16 protein-coding genes are annotated in these 14,841 nt (G+C 70.6%); 8 read left to right on the top strand and 8 right to left on the bottom strand.

The genetic code is table 11. The features are described from left to right. The first annotated feature begins 95 nt into the window (after positions 1-95). On the top strand, positions 96-731 hold the full coding sequence (locus VF106_RS32980) for a glyoxalase superfamily protein (RefSeq protein ID WP_330843821.1): 636 nt from the start codon (positions 96-98) through the stop codon (positions 729-731). Beyond that, entirely contained in the window at positions 686-1,258 is a 573-nt protein-coding gene (locus tag VF106_RS32975) for a hypothetical protein (protein WP_330843820.1), read from the top strand. Before VF106_RS32980 ends, VF106_RS32975 begins: the two co-directional genes overlap by 46 nt. On the opposite strand, the gene VF106_RS32970 is transcribed toward VF106_RS32975, so the two are convergent. Next, positions 1,255-2,463 carry a low temperature requirement protein A gene (locus VF106_RS32970; protein WP_330843819.1) on the bottom strand — a complete coding sequence of 403 codons (1,209 nt, stop codon included), beginning with the start codon at positions 2,461-2,463 and terminating at the stop codon, positions 1,255-1,257. The genes VF106_RS32975 and VF106_RS32970 overlap by 4 nt on opposite strands. Here VF106_RS32970 and VF106_RS32965 point away from each other — a divergent pair. From VF106_RS32965 to VF106_RS32955, 3 genes are read left to right on the top strand one after another with little or no spacing between them, the layout of a single operon-like run. Continuing rightward, positions 2,462-2,995 (top strand): YcxB family protein, encoded by a 534-nt coding sequence (locus VF106_RS32965; protein ID WP_330843818.1) that lies wholly within the window; start codon positions 2,462-2,464, stop codon positions 2,993-2,995. The genes VF106_RS32970 and VF106_RS32965 overlap by 2 nt on opposite strands. 48 nt (positions 2,996-3,043) lie before the next feature. Continuing rightward, entirely contained in the window at positions 3,044-3,841 is a 798-nt protein-coding gene (locus tag VF106_RS32960; protein ID WP_330843817.1) for an Rv1486c family protein, read from the top strand. Beyond that, on the top strand, positions 3,831-4,409 hold the full coding sequence (locus tag VF106_RS32955; RefSeq protein ID WP_330843816.1) for a hypothetical protein: 579 nt from the start codon (positions 3,831-3,833) through the stop codon (positions 4,407-4,409). The genes VF106_RS32960 and VF106_RS32955 overlap by 11 nt, the downstream gene beginning before the upstream one ends. Here VF106_RS32955 and VF106_RS32950 read toward each other — a convergent pair. The 6 genes from VF106_RS32950 to VF106_RS32925 form a co-directional block, all read right to left on the bottom strand. Beyond that, positions 4,391-5,419: a ferrochelatase gene (locus VF106_RS32950; protein WP_330843815.1), complete on the bottom strand. Its 1,029-nt coding sequence runs from the start codon at positions 5,417-5,419 to the stop codon at positions 4,391-4,393. The two genes, VF106_RS32955 and VF106_RS32950, sit on opposite strands and share 19 nt — an antisense overlap. 2 nt (positions 5,420-5,421) lie before the next feature. Continuing rightward, the gene (gene fabI, locus VF106_RS32945; RefSeq protein WP_330843814.1) at positions 5,422-6,189 is read right to left on the bottom strand and encodes an enoyl-ACP reductase FabI; all 768 of its coding nucleotides are present in this window, start codon (positions 6,187-6,189) and stop codon (positions 5,422-5,424) included. Positions 6,190-6,233: 44 nt separating this feature from the next. Continuing rightward, positions 6,234-6,938, bottom strand: a complete 705-nt coding sequence (gene fabG, locus VF106_RS32940) for a 3-oxoacyl-ACP reductase FabG (protein WP_330843813.1) — start codon at positions 6,936-6,938, stop codon at positions 6,234-6,236. Between the two features lie 75 nt (positions 6,939-7,013). After that, a complete protein-coding gene (locus tag VF106_RS32935; protein ID WP_330843812.1) occupies positions 7,014-8,006 on the bottom strand; it encodes a VWA domain-containing protein in 993 nt (330 codons plus the stop codon). Next, entirely contained in the window at positions 8,006-8,890 is an 885-nt protein-coding gene (locus VF106_RS32930; RefSeq protein WP_414639116.1) for a DUF58 domain-containing protein, read from the bottom strand. Before VF106_RS32930 ends, VF106_RS32935 begins: the two co-directional genes overlap by 1 nt. Before the next feature lie 57 nt (positions 8,891-8,947). Then, positions 8,948-10,018 carry an AAA family ATPase gene (locus VF106_RS32925; protein ID WP_414639115.1) on the bottom strand — a complete coding sequence of 357 codons (1,071 nt, stop codon included), beginning with the start codon at positions 10,016-10,018 and terminating at the stop codon, positions 8,948-8,950. Positions 10,019-10,420: 402 nt separating this feature from the next. On the opposite strand from VF106_RS32925, the gene VF106_RS32920 reads away from it, so the two are divergent. Next, the gene (locus VF106_RS32920; RefSeq protein WP_330843809.1) at positions 10,421-11,212 is read left to right on the top strand and encodes a GNAT family N-acetyltransferase; all 792 of its coding nucleotides are present in this window, start codon (positions 10,421-10,423) and stop codon (positions 11,210-11,212) included. Positions 11,213-11,342: 130 nt separating this feature from the next. On the opposite strand, the gene VF106_RS32915 is transcribed toward VF106_RS32920, so the two are convergent. Then, a complete protein-coding gene (locus VF106_RS32915; protein WP_414639114.1) occupies positions 11,343-12,611 on the bottom strand; it encodes an NlpC/P60 family protein in 1,269 nt (422 codons plus the stop codon). 185 nt (positions 12,612-12,796) lie between these two features. Between VF106_RS32915 and VF106_RS32910 the strand changes: the two genes are divergently transcribed. Then, positions 12,797-13,285, top strand: coding sequence for a hypothetical protein (locus VF106_RS32910; protein ID WP_330843808.1), 489 nt, complete (start codon positions 12,797-12,799; stop codon positions 13,283-13,285). Beyond that, entirely contained in the window at positions 13,282-14,775 is a 1,494-nt protein-coding gene (locus VF106_RS32905; protein ID WP_330843807.1) for a flagellar basal body protein FliL, read from the top strand. Before VF106_RS32910 ends, VF106_RS32905 begins: the two co-directional genes overlap by 4 nt. Positions 14,776-14,841: the final 66 nt, after the last annotated feature.

Genomic DNA, 14,841 nt, shown 5'->3' with positions numbered 1-14,841 from the left:
ATCGCGCCGTGACTCGCCGGAAGGCTCGAAGCCACCCCTGGGACACCGAACGCTCTGCCGCACCCGTGCGAGTCCGGGTGACGAGCGAGGTGCCCATGCGAACGCTGCCCGACAACCCCGATCTCGACCACCTGCGACAGCAGGCCAAGGACCTCCTGACCGGCCTGCGTGACACCGACCCCACCACGTCGCTGGCCACCGCGCAGAACCTGCTCGCGCGGCAGCACGGGTTCCGCACGTGGACCGACCTCAAGGCCGAGGTCGACCGGCAACGCGGCGGAGCCGATGTGACCGACCCGGCACTCGCGCGGGCCGTCGCCGACGTGTACAGCCTCGGTGCGGTGACCGGCCCGATGCGGTCGTTGGCCAGGCCCGACGACGCCGGGCGCCAGTGGTCCCTCGAAACCGATCGCGGCCGCTGGGCGGTGCGCACCATGGACACGTGGTGGCCCATCGTCAGCGACGAGGACGACGTGGCGCTCCAGGAGGCCGCCGCCGCGGCCGGTGTGCTCCTCCCAGCCCCGGTGCGTAGCCGGTCGGGCGCCGTCACGGAGTCGGTCGGTGAGCACAGCTGGCGGGTGTACGAGTGGGCGCACTCCGGACCTCCGCTCACGGCACCGGCCGGCTCGGCGGTCACCCGTGAGGTAGGCGGGATCCTCGCCACCTTCACGGGCTGGCGCTGCCGGTGGACCGCGTCAGCCCGTGGCACGACCTGCTCCTGTCCGAGGTGAGCTGGCCGGAACTGGCGGCCAAGGCGGGGACGGAAGGCGCCGACTGGGCCCCCGTCCTGGCCCAACTGGTCCCGTCGCTGGTGGCGCTCGGCACCATCGGCACCGGCGCCCCGGCCGAGAAACCGGTGCTGTCGCACAACAGCCTCGGTCCGGCGAAGGTGCGACGCGGGCGACAAGGCCTCGTCGTCTTCGGGTGGGAACACGCGGGCGGTCAGCCACCGAGCTGGGAACTGGGCGACGCGCTGGTGCACTGGACCGTCGACCCCGGCCGCGGAGTGAACGTGGCCGGGGCCCGCACGCTCGTCGAGGGTTACCACGCGACTGCCGGATCGCTACCCGCGCTCGGCATGGACATGTTCCGCGGCGCCGTCACCAGCCTGGCCAACCACACCGCCGGGCAGATCGAGCTCGCACTGACGGCCCACGACGACGAGGAACGGCGGTACGCGAACCGCAGCGTGCGGCACCTGCTGACGCACCTGCCGACACGAGCCACCCTCGAACAGCTCCTCGACGCCGTGAGCTAGTGCTCGCCGTGCCGGATCTCGTCGCGGGCCTGGCTCAGTTTGATCGACTCGACGGCGTTCAGCGCGATCAGCAGCGCCGAGAGCACGCCGAGGCTCGCGAGGGCGGGCAGGTTCGCGACGAGCGGCACCAGCGCGAGCAGCACGAGGGCCACCGCCAGGCGGTACACCTTGAACGCGCGGTAGCAACTCCACGCGAAACCCACGTGTGCCAGGAGGTACATCGCCGCGCCGCCGTACATGGCCCACAGTGGCGCCCCGTACAGGGCGTCGGACAGTGTGTGGTGCTCGGTGTCGCCGACATAGGTGAGGACCTTCTTGAGGCCCAGTGCCAGCAACACGATGCCCAGCATCATCGGCATGTGGAGGTAGGTGAACCCGGTCCGCGCCATGGCCACCCGCTGGTCGCCCTGGGCTCTCACCAGCGCGTGCTCGCCGTGGAGGGCGGCGGTGTCGAAGTAGGTCCACCACAGGCTCGCCGACACCGCGAGCCCCAGGGTCGCCGCGATGACGATCGGCCACGAGATCGCCAGGTGGGTGACGCCCACGCCGATGGCCACGATCGACTCGCCCAGCGCCACGATCACGATGAGCCCGTGCCGTTCGGCGAAGTGGCGCGCGGAGTTCAGCCGCCAGCCGCGGGCGCCGATGACGAGCGTGCCGCCGTAGTCGGCGACGACCGCGGCACCCCAGAGCAGCAGCTGCGCGGTGCCGGACGTGTGCGCGGCGAACAGGAGCAGCACGGTGCCGCCGACCATCGTGGGTGCGAACCGGCCAACCTGGCGGTGCAGCACCGGGTCGTCGCGGCTGATGATCCAGAACAGCACGAGGTGCGCGGACCGCAGCACGAGGTAGCCGAACGCGAACACGGTCGGGCCGTGCAGGCCGCCGGGGAGGTCGGTGAACGACTCGGGGATGGCGAGCGCCAACAGGAACATGGGCACCATCGCGAAGAGGATGGTGACACGGGCGAGGCCCTCGTCGGCCTTCACCAAATTGGACACCCAGGAGTACCCGACCCAGCACCACCAGACGACGGCCATCAGCAGCGTGCCCCGCAACAGGCCCAGTCCGGTGGGCTCGTCCGCCATCAGTGCCGTGATCTGGGTGAGGGCGAACACGAAAACCAGGTCGAAGAACAGTTCCAGCGTTGTCGCTGAGCTCGCTTCCCGTAGCCTTTCGACCCGTACCCGGGCTGGTTGTGCCATGCGCACAGTCTCGCCCATCGCCGCGCAGACCAGAAAGGACGGCATCCCGATGGCCCTCGAACTGAGGTGGGACCCGGCGCCGTCGGACTGGAACGACGCGCTGCGTGCGGTGTACCCGACCTACCGCTGGGCGCCGTGGTTCGCGCTCGGCCTCGGCGCGCTCGCGATCGTGCTGCTGATCGCCGGCCAGCCGGCCCCGGGCTTCTTCGGACTCGTCGCCGCGATGATCATCGCGGCGATGCCGATGGTGGCCGTGTGGGTCCAGTTCCGCCGCAACCCCGTGGCGGCGGCGACGGTGACGGCGACCGTGGACGAGCAGTCGTTCCGCATGATGACGATCGACGGCACCGCCTACACCGACCTACGCTGGCCGACCCTGGCCGGCTGGGTCGAGACCAAGCACAACTTCGTGCTGCGTACGGGCGGTACCGCGCTGTTCCCGGTGCCCGCCCGCGCATTCACGAAGCAGGAAGACCTCGACGGGTTCCGCGACCTGTTGCGCGCCAAGCTCGGGGAGCCTTCGAGGCGCTAGATCACCTACCCGAAAGCAAGCCGACCATCGTCGCGTAATCTTTCTCGTGTGTCATCCCCCAGCGCGACATTGGCGGTGTGGAGCTCAGCCTGGCTGAGTGGCGCTGCCGCCGCCGACGATGTACTCGACGCCTTGCAGGACTGGGCCGAGCTGCACGAGGTGGTCGCCGCGGACGAGCGGCTCGCGGCCACCCTGGAAATCCCTCTTCGCGGTGAGGCCGGCGGGTCCCCCGCGGTGTTACTCGCCGCGCTGCGCCGGTCCGGCGCGGTCAACGCCGAACTGGTGATGCCGGTGCCCGGCGACGTGCGTGGCCTCGGCGGCGCGAGCCAGTTCGCGTCGGAGGCCCTGCGTGCCGGTGAGGCCGTGGTGCTGAACGGGCTCGGCATCGTGCCGGAGCGGCTCGGCGGCAACGTCGACACCGGCATCATCCGCTGGACGGTGTTCGAGATCGAGCGGACCTCGCCGACCCCGAACGTGCCGCTCGGCGAGGCGGAGCACGAGCTGACCGGCGCCATGCGTGTCGCGGCCGGCATGCTTCTCGAACTCGGCGTCGCCAAGCAGCGCGCCGGCGTCCGCGAGGAGCTGCAGGCCCGCGTCGCGGAACGCACGAAGGCCCGGTGGCCGGCCGGCACGCCGCAGCGCGCGTTGCGGGTGCTACAGCGGGCGGCCGAGGTGTCGGCGATCCTCGAGCTGGCCATGGAGGACGAGCCGGGTGGCGCGTTGTCCGCGTCCGCCGCGCTCAAGCGCGCCGAGGCCCTACGCCCGCTGTTCCACGCCGTCCGCACGGCCCGCTGCGCGGCGGTCGCCGAGGCCGTACGGGCCCTCGACGTGTCTGATGCTCATTGAGCAACGACTGCATGCCGGGATCCGGGACGGCTCCGTCACGGTGATGTTCCGCCGGTGGAAACGCCGGCAGGTCGTCGCGGGCAACACGTACCGGACCGCGGCCGGGCGGGTCGTGGTCGACGAGGTCACCGAGGTCACGCCGTCCCGGATCCGGCGGGCCGACGCGCTCGCCGCCGGGTACCGGTCCGTGGCCGAGGCCGTCGCGGATCTCCGTGGCACACCAGGGGATCCGATCTTCCTGGTGCGCCTGCGTCCGGCGACCGACGAGGATCCGCGTGCGGTGCTGGTCGAGTCGACCGAGCTGTCCACTTCGGACGTCGAGGCGATCACCAACCGGTTGGCGCGGCTCGACCGGGCCAGCTCGCACGGCCCGTGGACACAGGAGACACTCGCGATCATCCAACGTAGACCGGCGGTCCGAGCGGGAGATCTCGCGGAGGAGTTGGGCCGCGAGATGCTCCCGTTCAAAGTGGACGTTCGTAAGCTCAAGAACCTGGGCCTGACACTGAGCTTGGAAGTCGGCTACCGCCTGTCTCCCCGAGGCGAGGCCTACTTACGGCTGAGGTGAGGTTGTTCGCAACACCCGACCGCACAAGCCGCGCCGTTCAATGTGCAGCCCGCCACCGGGAAGTCCGACAGCTTGCGTGCCGGCGCGTCCGCCAGGTGCTCCCGCACCAGCTCCACCACCAGCTCGGCGAACCGTGGGTCGCCGCTCGGGGCGATCGCGCGGCCGAAGCCCATGCCCAGCTCGGCCGCCTTCTCCGCGGCCTCGGTGTCCAGGTCCCACACGACCTCGAGATGGTCGCTCACGAACCCGACCGGGCACAGCACGACCGCCGGAACTCCCTTGGCGTGCAAGGCATCCAGGTGGTCGAGGATGTCCGGCTCCAGCCACGGCACCTGCGGCGGCCCCGACCGGGACTGCCAGACCACGTCATAGTCGGCCACACCAACATCGGCCGCCACGAGCCGGGCGGCCTCCGCGACCTGCCTCGAGTACCAGTGGCCGCCCTCGGCGGGCGGGCCGGACGCGGCGTCGGCGGACACCGGCACCGAGTGCGCCGTGAACACCAGCCGGTACTCCCCCAGCCCTTCCGCCGCCGCGCGCACGGCGTCCGCGAACGCCGAGATGAACAGCGGGTGGTCGAAGAAGTGCCGCAGCTTGGTCAGGTCCGGCGCGCCGTCACCGACGGCTTCGCGGGCCCGCGAGATGTCCTCGTCGTACTGCCGGCACGCCGAGTACCCGCCGTACGCGCTGGTCGGGAACACCAGTGCCGAGCGAACCCCGTCCCTCGCCATCTCGGCGAGCGTGTCCTCGACCATCGGGTGCCAGTTGCGGTTGCCGAAATACACCGGCAGCTCGATGCCCTGCTCCGCCAGCACGGCCTCGACCGCCGACATCGCGGCCCGGTTCAGCGCGTTGATCGGCGACACGCCGCCGAACCCGAGGTAGTGCTGCTCGACCTCGTCGAGCCGCTCGGGTGGCACGCCCCGACCGCGGGTCACGTTCTCCAGGAACGGCCGCACGTCCTCGGGCTTCTCCGGCCCGCCGAACGACAGCCACAGGAGCGCGTCCATGGCTACTGCCCCGTCGCGTGCACGCCGCCGTCGACCATGATCATCGAACCGGTGGTCGCGGGCAGCCAGTCGGACAGCACGGCGCAGATCGACTTCGCGACCGGCGTGGCGTCCTCGGCGTCCCAGCCGAGCGGTGCGCGGTCGCCCCAGCCGTCCTCCAGCTCGTTGAAGCCCGGGATCGACTTGGCGGCCATCGTCTTCACCGGCCCGGCCGACACCAGGTTCACCCGGATGCCCTGCGGTCCGAGGTCACGCGCCAGGTACCGGTTCACCGACTCCAGCGCGGCCTTCGCGACACCCATCCAGTTGTAGGCAGGCCACGCGACCCGCCCGTCGAAGTCCATGCCGACGATCGAGGCGCCCCGGCCGAGCAACGGCAGGCACGCGACGGCGAGCGACTTGAACGAGTACGCCGACACCTCGACCGCGACCGAGACGTCCTCGCGCGGCGCGTCGAGGAACGGCGCGCCGAGGCAGGTCTGCGGGGCGAAACCGATCGAGTGCAGCACGCCGTCGAGCCCGTCCACGTGCTCACGCACCCGGTCCGCGAGCGTGTCCAGGTGCTCGGCGTTCTGCACGTCCAACTCGATCACCGGCGCCGGCTGCGGCAGCCGCTTGGCGATCCGCTCCACGAGGCTCATCCGGCCGAACCCGGTGAGCACCACGGTCGCGCCCTGCTCCTGCGCGACCTTGGCCGCGTGGAACGCGATCGACGCGTCGGTGATCACACCGGTGATGAGCAGGCGTTTTCCCTCGAGCAGACCGGACACGTTGGCCATCCTCCTGATCAGGTTCCTCTGTGGGCGCCAGTCTGTCAGTGCCCCATCCCGAGCCCGCCATCGACCGGTACCACCGCGCCGTTGACGTAGGCGGCGGCATCGGACGCGAGGAACGTCACCACGCCCGCGACCTCGTCGACCTGCCCGTAACGGCCGGCCGGCACGCTCGCGACGATCGACTTCTTGCGCTCCTCGGTCAGCGCGTCGGTCATGTCGGTGGCGATGAAACCGGGCGTGACGACGTTCGCGGTGATGTTGCGGCCGCCCAGCTCACGCGTGATCGAGCGGGCCACGCCGACCAGACCGGCCTTGCTGGCGGCGTAGTTCACCTGGCCGGGGCCGCCGGCCAGGCCGACCACCGACGAGATGAAGATCATCCGGCCCCAGCGGGCCTTGAGCATGGCGCGGGTCGCACGCTTCGCGACCCGGAAGGCACCGGTGAGGTTCGCGTCGAGGACCTTCGTGAACTGCTCCTCGGTCATCCGCATGAGCAGCGTGTCGTCGGTGATGCCGGCGTTGGAGACCAGCACCTCGACCGCGCCCTGATTCTCCTCGACCTCCTTGAACGCCGCGTCGACCTGCTCGGCGTCCGTCACGTCGCAGCGCACCCCGAACAGGTCCTCCGGCGCCGGCTTGCCCCGGTAGGTGACCGCGACCTTGTCACCCTGCGCGGCGAACGCCCTGGCGATCGCCAGCCCGATTCCCCGGTTGCCTCCGGTCACCAGCACTGAACGGCCCACATCAGTCTCCTCGCGCGCACGACTCCATGGCGAGGCCAGGCTATCCGCCGACGACGGCGTCACGCGCGCCGGCCGTCAGGGCAGGCGTTGACCCACCAGCAGCGCGCTGCCGGCCGCGAGCAGCGCCGCGAGCGTGCCGAGCATGAGCCACGGCTTGCTCGCGTCCGCGTCCTTGGTCTCGTAGCCGATCTGCTCACCGAGCGTGTCGTACACCCGGTGCAGTTCGTCGGCGCTGGCGGCCTTGTAGAACTCGCCGCCGGACAGCTCCGCGATCTGCTTCATCGAGTCGTCGTCGACCGGCACCGGCTGGCTCTTGCCGTCGATCGTGACCTCGCCGTCCATGGTGCCGAACGAGATCGTGGAAACCGGGATCTTCGCGTCCCTGGCCTTGCGCGCCGCGGTGAACGCGCCACGCGGGTCGTCGCCGTCGTCCGTCGGGACGGTCTGCTTGCCGTCGGTCATCAGCACGACCCGGGCAGGCGGGGCGCCCTGCGCACCGCCGACGACCTGTGCGAAGCCCTCGATCGACTGCAGCGCCGCGAAGATCGCCTCGCCGGTCGCGGTGGACTCGGCGAGCCGCAGGTTGTCGATGGCCTTCGCCACGCTGGCGCGGTCGGTGGTCGGCGACACCATCACGCTCGCGGTGCCGGCGAAGGAGATGAGTCCCAGGTTGATGCCGGGCGTGAGACCGGTGGCGAAGTCCTTCGCGGCGGTCTGCGCGGCCTTCAACCGGGTCGGGCGCACGTCCGTGGACTCCATCGACAACGACACGTCGATCACGAGCATCACGGTGGCCCGGTTGCGGGGCACCCGCTGCGTGTCGGTGGGCCCCGCCATGGCCGTGGTCAGCAGCATGAGAGAGATCACCAGCACCACGGCCGGTACGTGCCGGATCCAGCCCTGCCGTTTCGGCACGACCTTCTCCAGCAGCTCGAGATTGGTGAACCGCATCGTGCGCCGGTGACGCATGCGCTGCACCACGATGTAGCCGGCGATGATGGCGGCGACACCGATCAGCAGCAGGAACCACCACGGCGCGGTGAAGTTGCGGAAGCTGAGGCCGAACATCAGGCCACCCCTCCTCCGGACCACCGTCGCTTGCGGGCGACGACGAAACGTACGGTGTCGGCGATCCAGTCCGAGTCGGTGCGCAGCACCAGGTGTCCACCGCCGGCACCGCGGACAGCGGACGCGACACCGGCCCGGTGCTCGGCGGCCGCTGCCGCGAACTCCCTGCGCAGCAGTGCCGAGGCGTGCACCTCGCGCTGCCGGCCGGACTCCGGGTCGGCCAGCACGACGGTGCCGACCTCCGGCAGGTCGATGTCCCGCGGGTCGAGTACCTCGATGGCGATCAGCTCATGCCGGGTGGACAGCCCGCGCAGCGGCCGCTGCCAGTCGATCTCGCCGAGGAAGTCGGAGATCACCACGGCTAGACCGCGACGGCGTGGCGGCCTGCGCAGCTGCTCCAGCGCGTCCCGCAGGTCACCCCGGACACCCTCGGGCGCGCGGGGTGTCTCGGCGACCTTGCGGACCAGCCCCCGAGCGTGCGCGAGCCCACCCCTGGCTGGCACGCGGATGGTCTTGTCCCCGGTCGCGATGATCGCGCCGATCCGGTTGCCGCCGCCGCCCGTAAGGTGTGCGACAGCGGCGACCGCGGCCACCACGAGGTCACGCTTCTCACACGCGGCGGTGCCGAAGAACAGGCTCGAGGACAGGTCCACCACGACCCAGGTCTCGAGCTCGCGGTCGGCGACGGTCTCCCGGATGTGCGGCACGGTCGTGCGCGCGGTGACCGCCCAGTCCATGCGACGCACGTCGTCGCCCGGCTGGTAGGTGCGGGCCTCCCCCGGTTCGGAACCCGGCCCGGGCACCAGTCCGAGGTGGTTGCCCTGCAGGAGCCCGTCGAGCCGGCGCCGCACGTCCAACTCGAGCAGCCGGAGACCGTGCTCCATCCGATCACCCTGCAGGATCGGAGGCGCCCAGCCCGGCCGCTCCTTCTCCCTACTCAACTAGCGGCCCACCCCGACTGGCGGCGGCTGCACCCCACCCGACTGCGGGCGGGCGGAGACCTGCGGCAGCGGCACGGTCTGCAGCACGCGGGACACGATGTGGTCGATGGGCACGCCGTCGGCGAGCGCGTCGTAGGACAGCACGAGACGGTGCCGTAGCACGTCCGGCACGACGTCCACGACGTCCTGCGGCAGCACGTAGTCACGGCCGCGGATCAGCGCCAGCGCCCGGGAGGCCGCGACGATGCCGAGGCTCGCGCGCGGCGAGGCGCCGTAGGCCACCCAGCCGGCGACGTCGGCCAGGCCGTGCTCGGCGGGGGTACGGGTCGCGAGCACGACACGCACGGTGTAGTCGACGAGCGCGTGGTGCACGAAGACGCGGGAGGCGACGTCCTGGAGGCGGACCAACTCGGCGGGGCTGAGCACCTGGCTCGGCTCCGGCGGCGTCACGCCCATCCGGTAGACGATCTCGCGCTCCTCCTCCGCGGACGGGTAGTCCACGATGATCTTGAAGAGGAACCGGTCGCGTTGCGCCTCGGGAAGCGGGTAGACACCCTCGTTCTCGATCGGGTTCTGGGTGGCGAGCACGAGGAACGGGTTGGGCATCGGGAAGGTCTGCCCGCCGATGGAGACGTGGCGTTCGGCCATCACCTCGAGCATCGCGGACTGCACCTTGGCCGGCGCGCGGTTGATCTCGTCGGCGAGCACGAAGTTCGCCACGACCGGGCCCAGCTCCACGTCGAACTTCTCGCTGCCCTGCCGGTAGATCCGGGTGCCGAGGATGTCGGCGGGCACCAGGTCCGGGGTGAACTGCACACGCGTGAACGACCCGCCGACGACCTTCGCGAAGGTCTCCACGGCCAGCGTCTTCGCGACCCCCGGAACGCCTTCGAGGAGCAGGTGACCCTTGGACAGCAGACCGACGAGCATGCGCTCGACCAGCCGGTCCTGCCCCACGATGACCCGCTTGACCTCGAACACGGTGCGTTCGAGGAGCTGGGCGTCCCGGGCCGGCGTGCTGACGGGCGCGTCGCTCCCCGATCCATTCACCGACTCCGCCGGCTCGGTCACTGACCAACCTCCTCATGAAGCTGTACTTCTCCGAGTTACAGGCAACCGGACAACCGGTATGACGGCTGTGAACTGTGCTGAATGGCCCCTTTGCCCGGCCCCGCGCAGGCCCGAGACGCACGAGTGTCCCATTCGCTCGAACTGACCGGCGAAAGTTGTCCACAGGCCCCCGCGACCAGGGGTTTTGTCTCTGTCGCTTGGTACGATGGCCTCGGGGTGGCCCCCCGGGTACGGGTGGGGGATGCCTACGCAACCATCTGGGCTGCCTTTCCTTTGCGATTCGATCATCGCGGCGAGAGCGCACGTGTACTGAACGCGGTTCGCGGCGAGCACCGCCACCGGCCTGCTCCCCCGGCGACGATCACCGCGGCGAGCCGAGCGCGTGTGATGATCGGTGCCGTGGTGACCTTGCGTGTTCTCGCGCTCGACGACTGGCCACTGTGGCGGGCGGCCCGGCTGGCGGCGCTCACCGACTCACCCGACGCGTTCACCGTCAGCCTGGCCGACTGGCACGGCGGCGGCGAGGAACAGTGGCTGGCGCGGCTGGCGATGCCGGGTGCCCACAATGTCGTCGCGGTCCGGGATGGCGAGCCGGTCGGGTTGGCTCGCGGCGTCCCCGGCGCGGACGGCTACGAGCTGCGGTCGGTGTGGGTGGCGCCGGTGGTCCGCGGGCTCGGCGTCGGGGGTCGGCTGCTGGCGGACGTCGAGGAGTGGGCGGTACGTGCGGGCGCGCCGGCCCTGCGGCACTGTGCTCACCGCCAACCCGGCCGCGATCACCTTCTACCAGCGGCACGGCTACACCGAGCGAACGGTGACCGCCGATCAGGCCGTGATGGTCAAGCCGTTGGGATAATCCCAGCCATGGCCTACGACCTGGAGCTGGCAGACCGCATCCGCGAGTTGGTCGCGACCGAGCATGGGGTGGACGAGAAGCGGATGTTCGGCGGACTGGCGTTCCTCGTCAACGGGAACATGTCGGTGGCCGCCAGCGGCAAGGGCGGCCTGTTGGTCCGGGTCGGCCCGGAGGACGCCGGCGACCTGGTCGACGACCACGTGCGACCGGCGATCATGGGCGGCCGGGAGATGCGCGGTTGGCTCCGCGTGGACACGACCGCCGTCGACGACAGCCGGTTGAGGGAATGGGTGGACCGCGGCGTCTCCTTCGCACGGTCGTTGCCCGTCAAGACCCGCTGACGCCTTCGGCGAGGGCGTGTGGACCCTCGCGGACCCGGTCGACGCTCATGTGTTCGGAACGGGACGGACCCCACGGTGAGCACACCGAGCGAACTCCGGGTGGAATCACGCGAGGCGGCGCGGGCGCGGGTCAGAGGACCCTGGTCGCGAAGCCGACGATGCCGTCATAGCGGACCGACGTGACCCGCACGTACGCGCCGGAGAACGGCGCCTCCACCATCTTGTTGTCGCCCAGGTAGAGCGCGACGTGGTGGATGCGGCCCTGGGTCGCCCAGAAAAGCATGTCGCCCGGCGCCTTCTGTGACAGCGGCACACGCCGGCCCATGGTCGCCTGGTAGCCGCTGTAGTGCGGCAGGCTCTTCCCGACCGCGGCGAATGCGTAGATCATCAGGCCCGAGCAGTCGAACCCGACCTTGGCGTAGTCGCCGTGCGCGTCCGCCACCCCGCCGTCGCGGATGCCACGGGTCGGACCGTGGGCATTGCCGCCTCCCCACGCGTACGGGACACCGAGTTGCGACAGTGCCCGGTCGATCACGGTCCGCGCGTCACCGGGCGCCGGCAGTGCCACCGCCCCACTGAGCGATGCGTGGTTCTGCGCGGCCTCCTCGGCCTGCTTGATCGCGAGCCAGTCGAGGTAGCGCTGCCGCTGATCCTGTAGGCCGGCGGCGTTCGTCTGCGCGTTCACGAGCTCGGACTCCGCCGCGGTCTTGCGCGCCAGGAGCTGCTGGGTGGCCGCGGCCTGGTTGTTCTGCGCGTGCTGGGCCGCGGCCATCGCGGCGTCGGCGGCCTGCTTGGCGGACAGCGCCGCCGCCTGCTTCTGGTTGGCGAGGTCGAGCGCCTCGCGGGCCGCCGAGTCCAGGTTGGCCTTCTCGGTCCTGGCCACCTCCAGGCCGTCCAGGGCGTCGAGCTGGCTCGAGCCGACGGCCTCCAGGAGCTGCGCCCTGGCCAGCAGGTCGTCGGGGCTCTTCGACCCGAGGAACGCGGACAGCGAGCCGAGGGTCATGCCCTGCTTGTAACTGCCGGCGGCGAACTCGTCGAGTGCTTTGCGGGCGTCCACGATCTCCTGCCCCGCGCTGTCGGCCGCCGCCTTCGCCGCGACCGCGTCCGCCTGGGCCTGCGCCGCCGCGTCCTGGGCGATCTGGAGGTCGACGAGCGCGCGGTTGGCGTCCTCCATCTTCAGCTCGACCTCGGCCTGGAGCTGCGCGAGAAGTGCCTCCGCCTGCGCGACCTCACTGGTGAGCTGCCCGACCCGCGTGGCCTTCGAGTTCGCCTCCGCCTGGCTGCCGCTGAGCTGGTCGTCGCTGGGGTTCGGCGGCGGAGGTGGGGCCGCGACCGCCGTGCCGGCGCCCATACTGGCGGCCAGCAACAACGAAGCCGCGACGATCCGAAGCCCAGTCACGGTGCACACCCCTCCTCGCGCCTTGAGCAGCGGCACAGCGAGGTCACTGTGCCACCGTGATCACCTACCCAAGACTCGTAACGGCAGGTAGTTCCACCGCTGAACCAACATTCACTCTTTCGAGCACAAAGGACCCCATGAGGGTGTCGCTCACCGTCACTACCCCGGGCTGACACCATGGCGCCGTGCTGACCAGACTCGCGACCCGCCCGCACACGCCGATCGGTGTCGCAGGCGCCGCGCTGACCGCGGTGGGGCTGGTGACCGTGGCAGTCGGCACGTTTCTGCCCTGGGTGCGCTCGGGATCCGTGTTGCGGGACAGCTACGAGTCGATCGCGGTCCTCCGGGCGATCAAGGTGCTCGACGGGAGCCCGTTGGTCCTGGTCATCGACGCGTGGACGCTGCTCATCCCGGTCAGCACACTCTGCGTGGTCATCTACGCCGTGGGACTTCGGCGAACTGGCGGAACGATTTCCTCCGTTGTGGCGATAATCAGCGGAACCATCGCGGGGGCGGCGACCGTCGTAAGCGGTGGCGAGGAAGTCCGCCTCGGCATCGCGAGCGCCGGTCCGACGACGACGTTGGTCGGGGCCGTGCTGACCATTGCCGGGGCGGTCGGCATCTTCGTCGGACGGCGCGGAGCAGCGACCGAAAACGCAGGAGGGGAACCGTGAGTTATCCAGGCGGCGGCCAGTGGCAGCCGAACAATCCGAACCAGCCGGGGAGCGGTCCGTTCCCGGCTCAGCCGGGCGGCTACCCCCAGCAGGGCTACGGCCAGCAGCCAGGCGGGTACCCCCAGACCGGCCCGCAGGGCTTTCCGCAGCAGCCCCAGACCGGTCCGCAGGGCTTCCCCCAGGGTTACCCGCAGACCGGCCCGCAAGGTTTTCCGCAGCAGGCCCAGTTCGGCCAGCAGCCGCCGTACGGTGGGCTGCCCGGCTACGGCACCCAGGCCCCGAAGAAGAAGGGCAAGGGCCCGATCATCGGCGCGATCGCCGCGGTGGTCGTGGTCGCGCTCGGAGTCGCCGCGACGATCTTCGCGCTGAACAGCAGCGGCGGCGCTGGCAAGGGCGGCGAGGACAACCCGACGCAGGCGGCGACCAACCTGGTCGACAGCCTCAGCCAGGGTGACGTGCTCGGCGTGCTCGAGAGCCTGACGCCGGCCGAGTCCGCGTTGCTCGTGGACTTCAACGCCAAGACCACGCAGCGCCTCAAGGAGCTGAAGGTCTACAAGGAGGACGCCGACCCGAACAAGCTGCACGGGGCGTCGGTCGAGGCGAAGAACCTGAAGTACGACGAGGCAGGCGCGGAGAAGGTCAACGACCACCTGACCATCACCAAGCTCGTCGGCGGCACCGTGTCACTGCACGCGGACGTCAGCGAGCTCCCGCTCACCGAGGAGTTCATGGAGGCGGCGTTCCCGGACGGCGTGAACTCCGAGCCGGCGGACGAGACGGTCGACATCGCCCAGGTGGTCAGGGAGACCGGAGAGCCGATCCGCATCGCGACCGTGAAGGTCGACGACAAGTGGTACCCGAGCCTCTTCTACACGGTCGCGGACTACGCGCTGATGGAGGCCGACGTGGACTGGCCGTCGAAGCCGATCGCGAACAACGGCGCCGACACCGCCGACGACGCGGTCAAGGAGATGGTGCAGGCCGCGATCAACAGCGACGTCGAGCGGGTGATCGAGCTACTCCCGCCGGACGAGATGGGCGCACTGCACGACGCCGGCCCCGCGCTGCTGGAGCAGCTGGGCTCCCCGTCCCCGTCGCAGGTGGAGGTCACCAAGCTGGACACCGAGTCGACCGAGGCGGAGACCGGCGGCCAGCGGGTCATGCTGAAGGAGGTCGAGGTCAAGGTCGACGGCCAGACCTACCGAGTGGCCAAGGACGGCGACTGCTACCTGGCCGAGGGCGAGGGCGACTCGCAGCAGATCTGCGCCGACGATCTCGCCACCGAGATGGCCGGCAGCGGGGCGAACCCGGAGCTCCAGCAGGCGATGTCCCACCTGGCGTCCGGTCTGCTCAAGAACACCGGTGTGGTCGCCACCGAGGTGGACGGCAAGTGGTACGTCAGCCCGCTTCGCACCTACATGGAGCTGGGCCTGACCGCCCTGTCCGACCTGACCCCGGAGGACGTGATCGCCCTGGTGTCGGCGAGCTGAGTTCCCCGGTACGTCGCGGCCCGGCACCCCTTTCGCGGGGTGCCGGGCCGTTTCACGTTCAGCCTC

It is taken from the genome of Actinophytocola sp., assembly GCF_036378875.1.
Lineage (GTDB): Bacteria > Actinomycetota > Actinomycetes > Mycobacteriales > Pseudonocardiaceae > Actinophytocola.
This window is presented reverse-complemented; position numbering and strand designations above follow the sequence as displayed.

Bases quoted from the DNA above. Each gene is read 5' to 3' on its own strand.
- VF106_RS32980 (WP_330843821.1), top strand. From the start codon at position 96: ATGCGAACGCTGCCCGACAACCCCGATCTCGACCACCTGCGACAGCAG.
- VF106_RS32955 (WP_330843816.1), top strand. From the start codon at position 3,831: ATGCTCATTGAGCAACGACTGCATGCCGGGATCCGGGACGGCTCCGTC.
- VF106_RS32970 (WP_330843819.1), bottom strand. From the start codon at position 2,463: ATGGCACAACCAGCCCGGGTACGGGTCGAAAGGCTACGGGAAGCGAGC.
- VF106_RS32950 (WP_330843815.1), bottom strand. From the start codon at position 5,419: ATGGACGCGCTCCTGTGGCTGTCGTTCGGCGGGCCGGAGAAGCCCGAG.
- VF106_RS32965 (WP_330843818.1), top strand. From the start codon at position 2,462: ATGCGCACAGTCTCGCCCATCGCCGCGCAGACCAGAAAGGACGGCATC.
- VF106_RS32930 (WP_414639116.1), bottom strand. From the start codon at position 8,890: ATGGAGCACGGTCTCCGGCTGCTCGAGTTGGACGTGCGGCGCCGGCTC.
- VF106_RS32935 (WP_330843812.1), bottom strand. From the start codon at position 8,006: ATGTTCGGCCTCAGCTTCCGCAACTTCACCGCGCCGTGGTGGTTCCTG.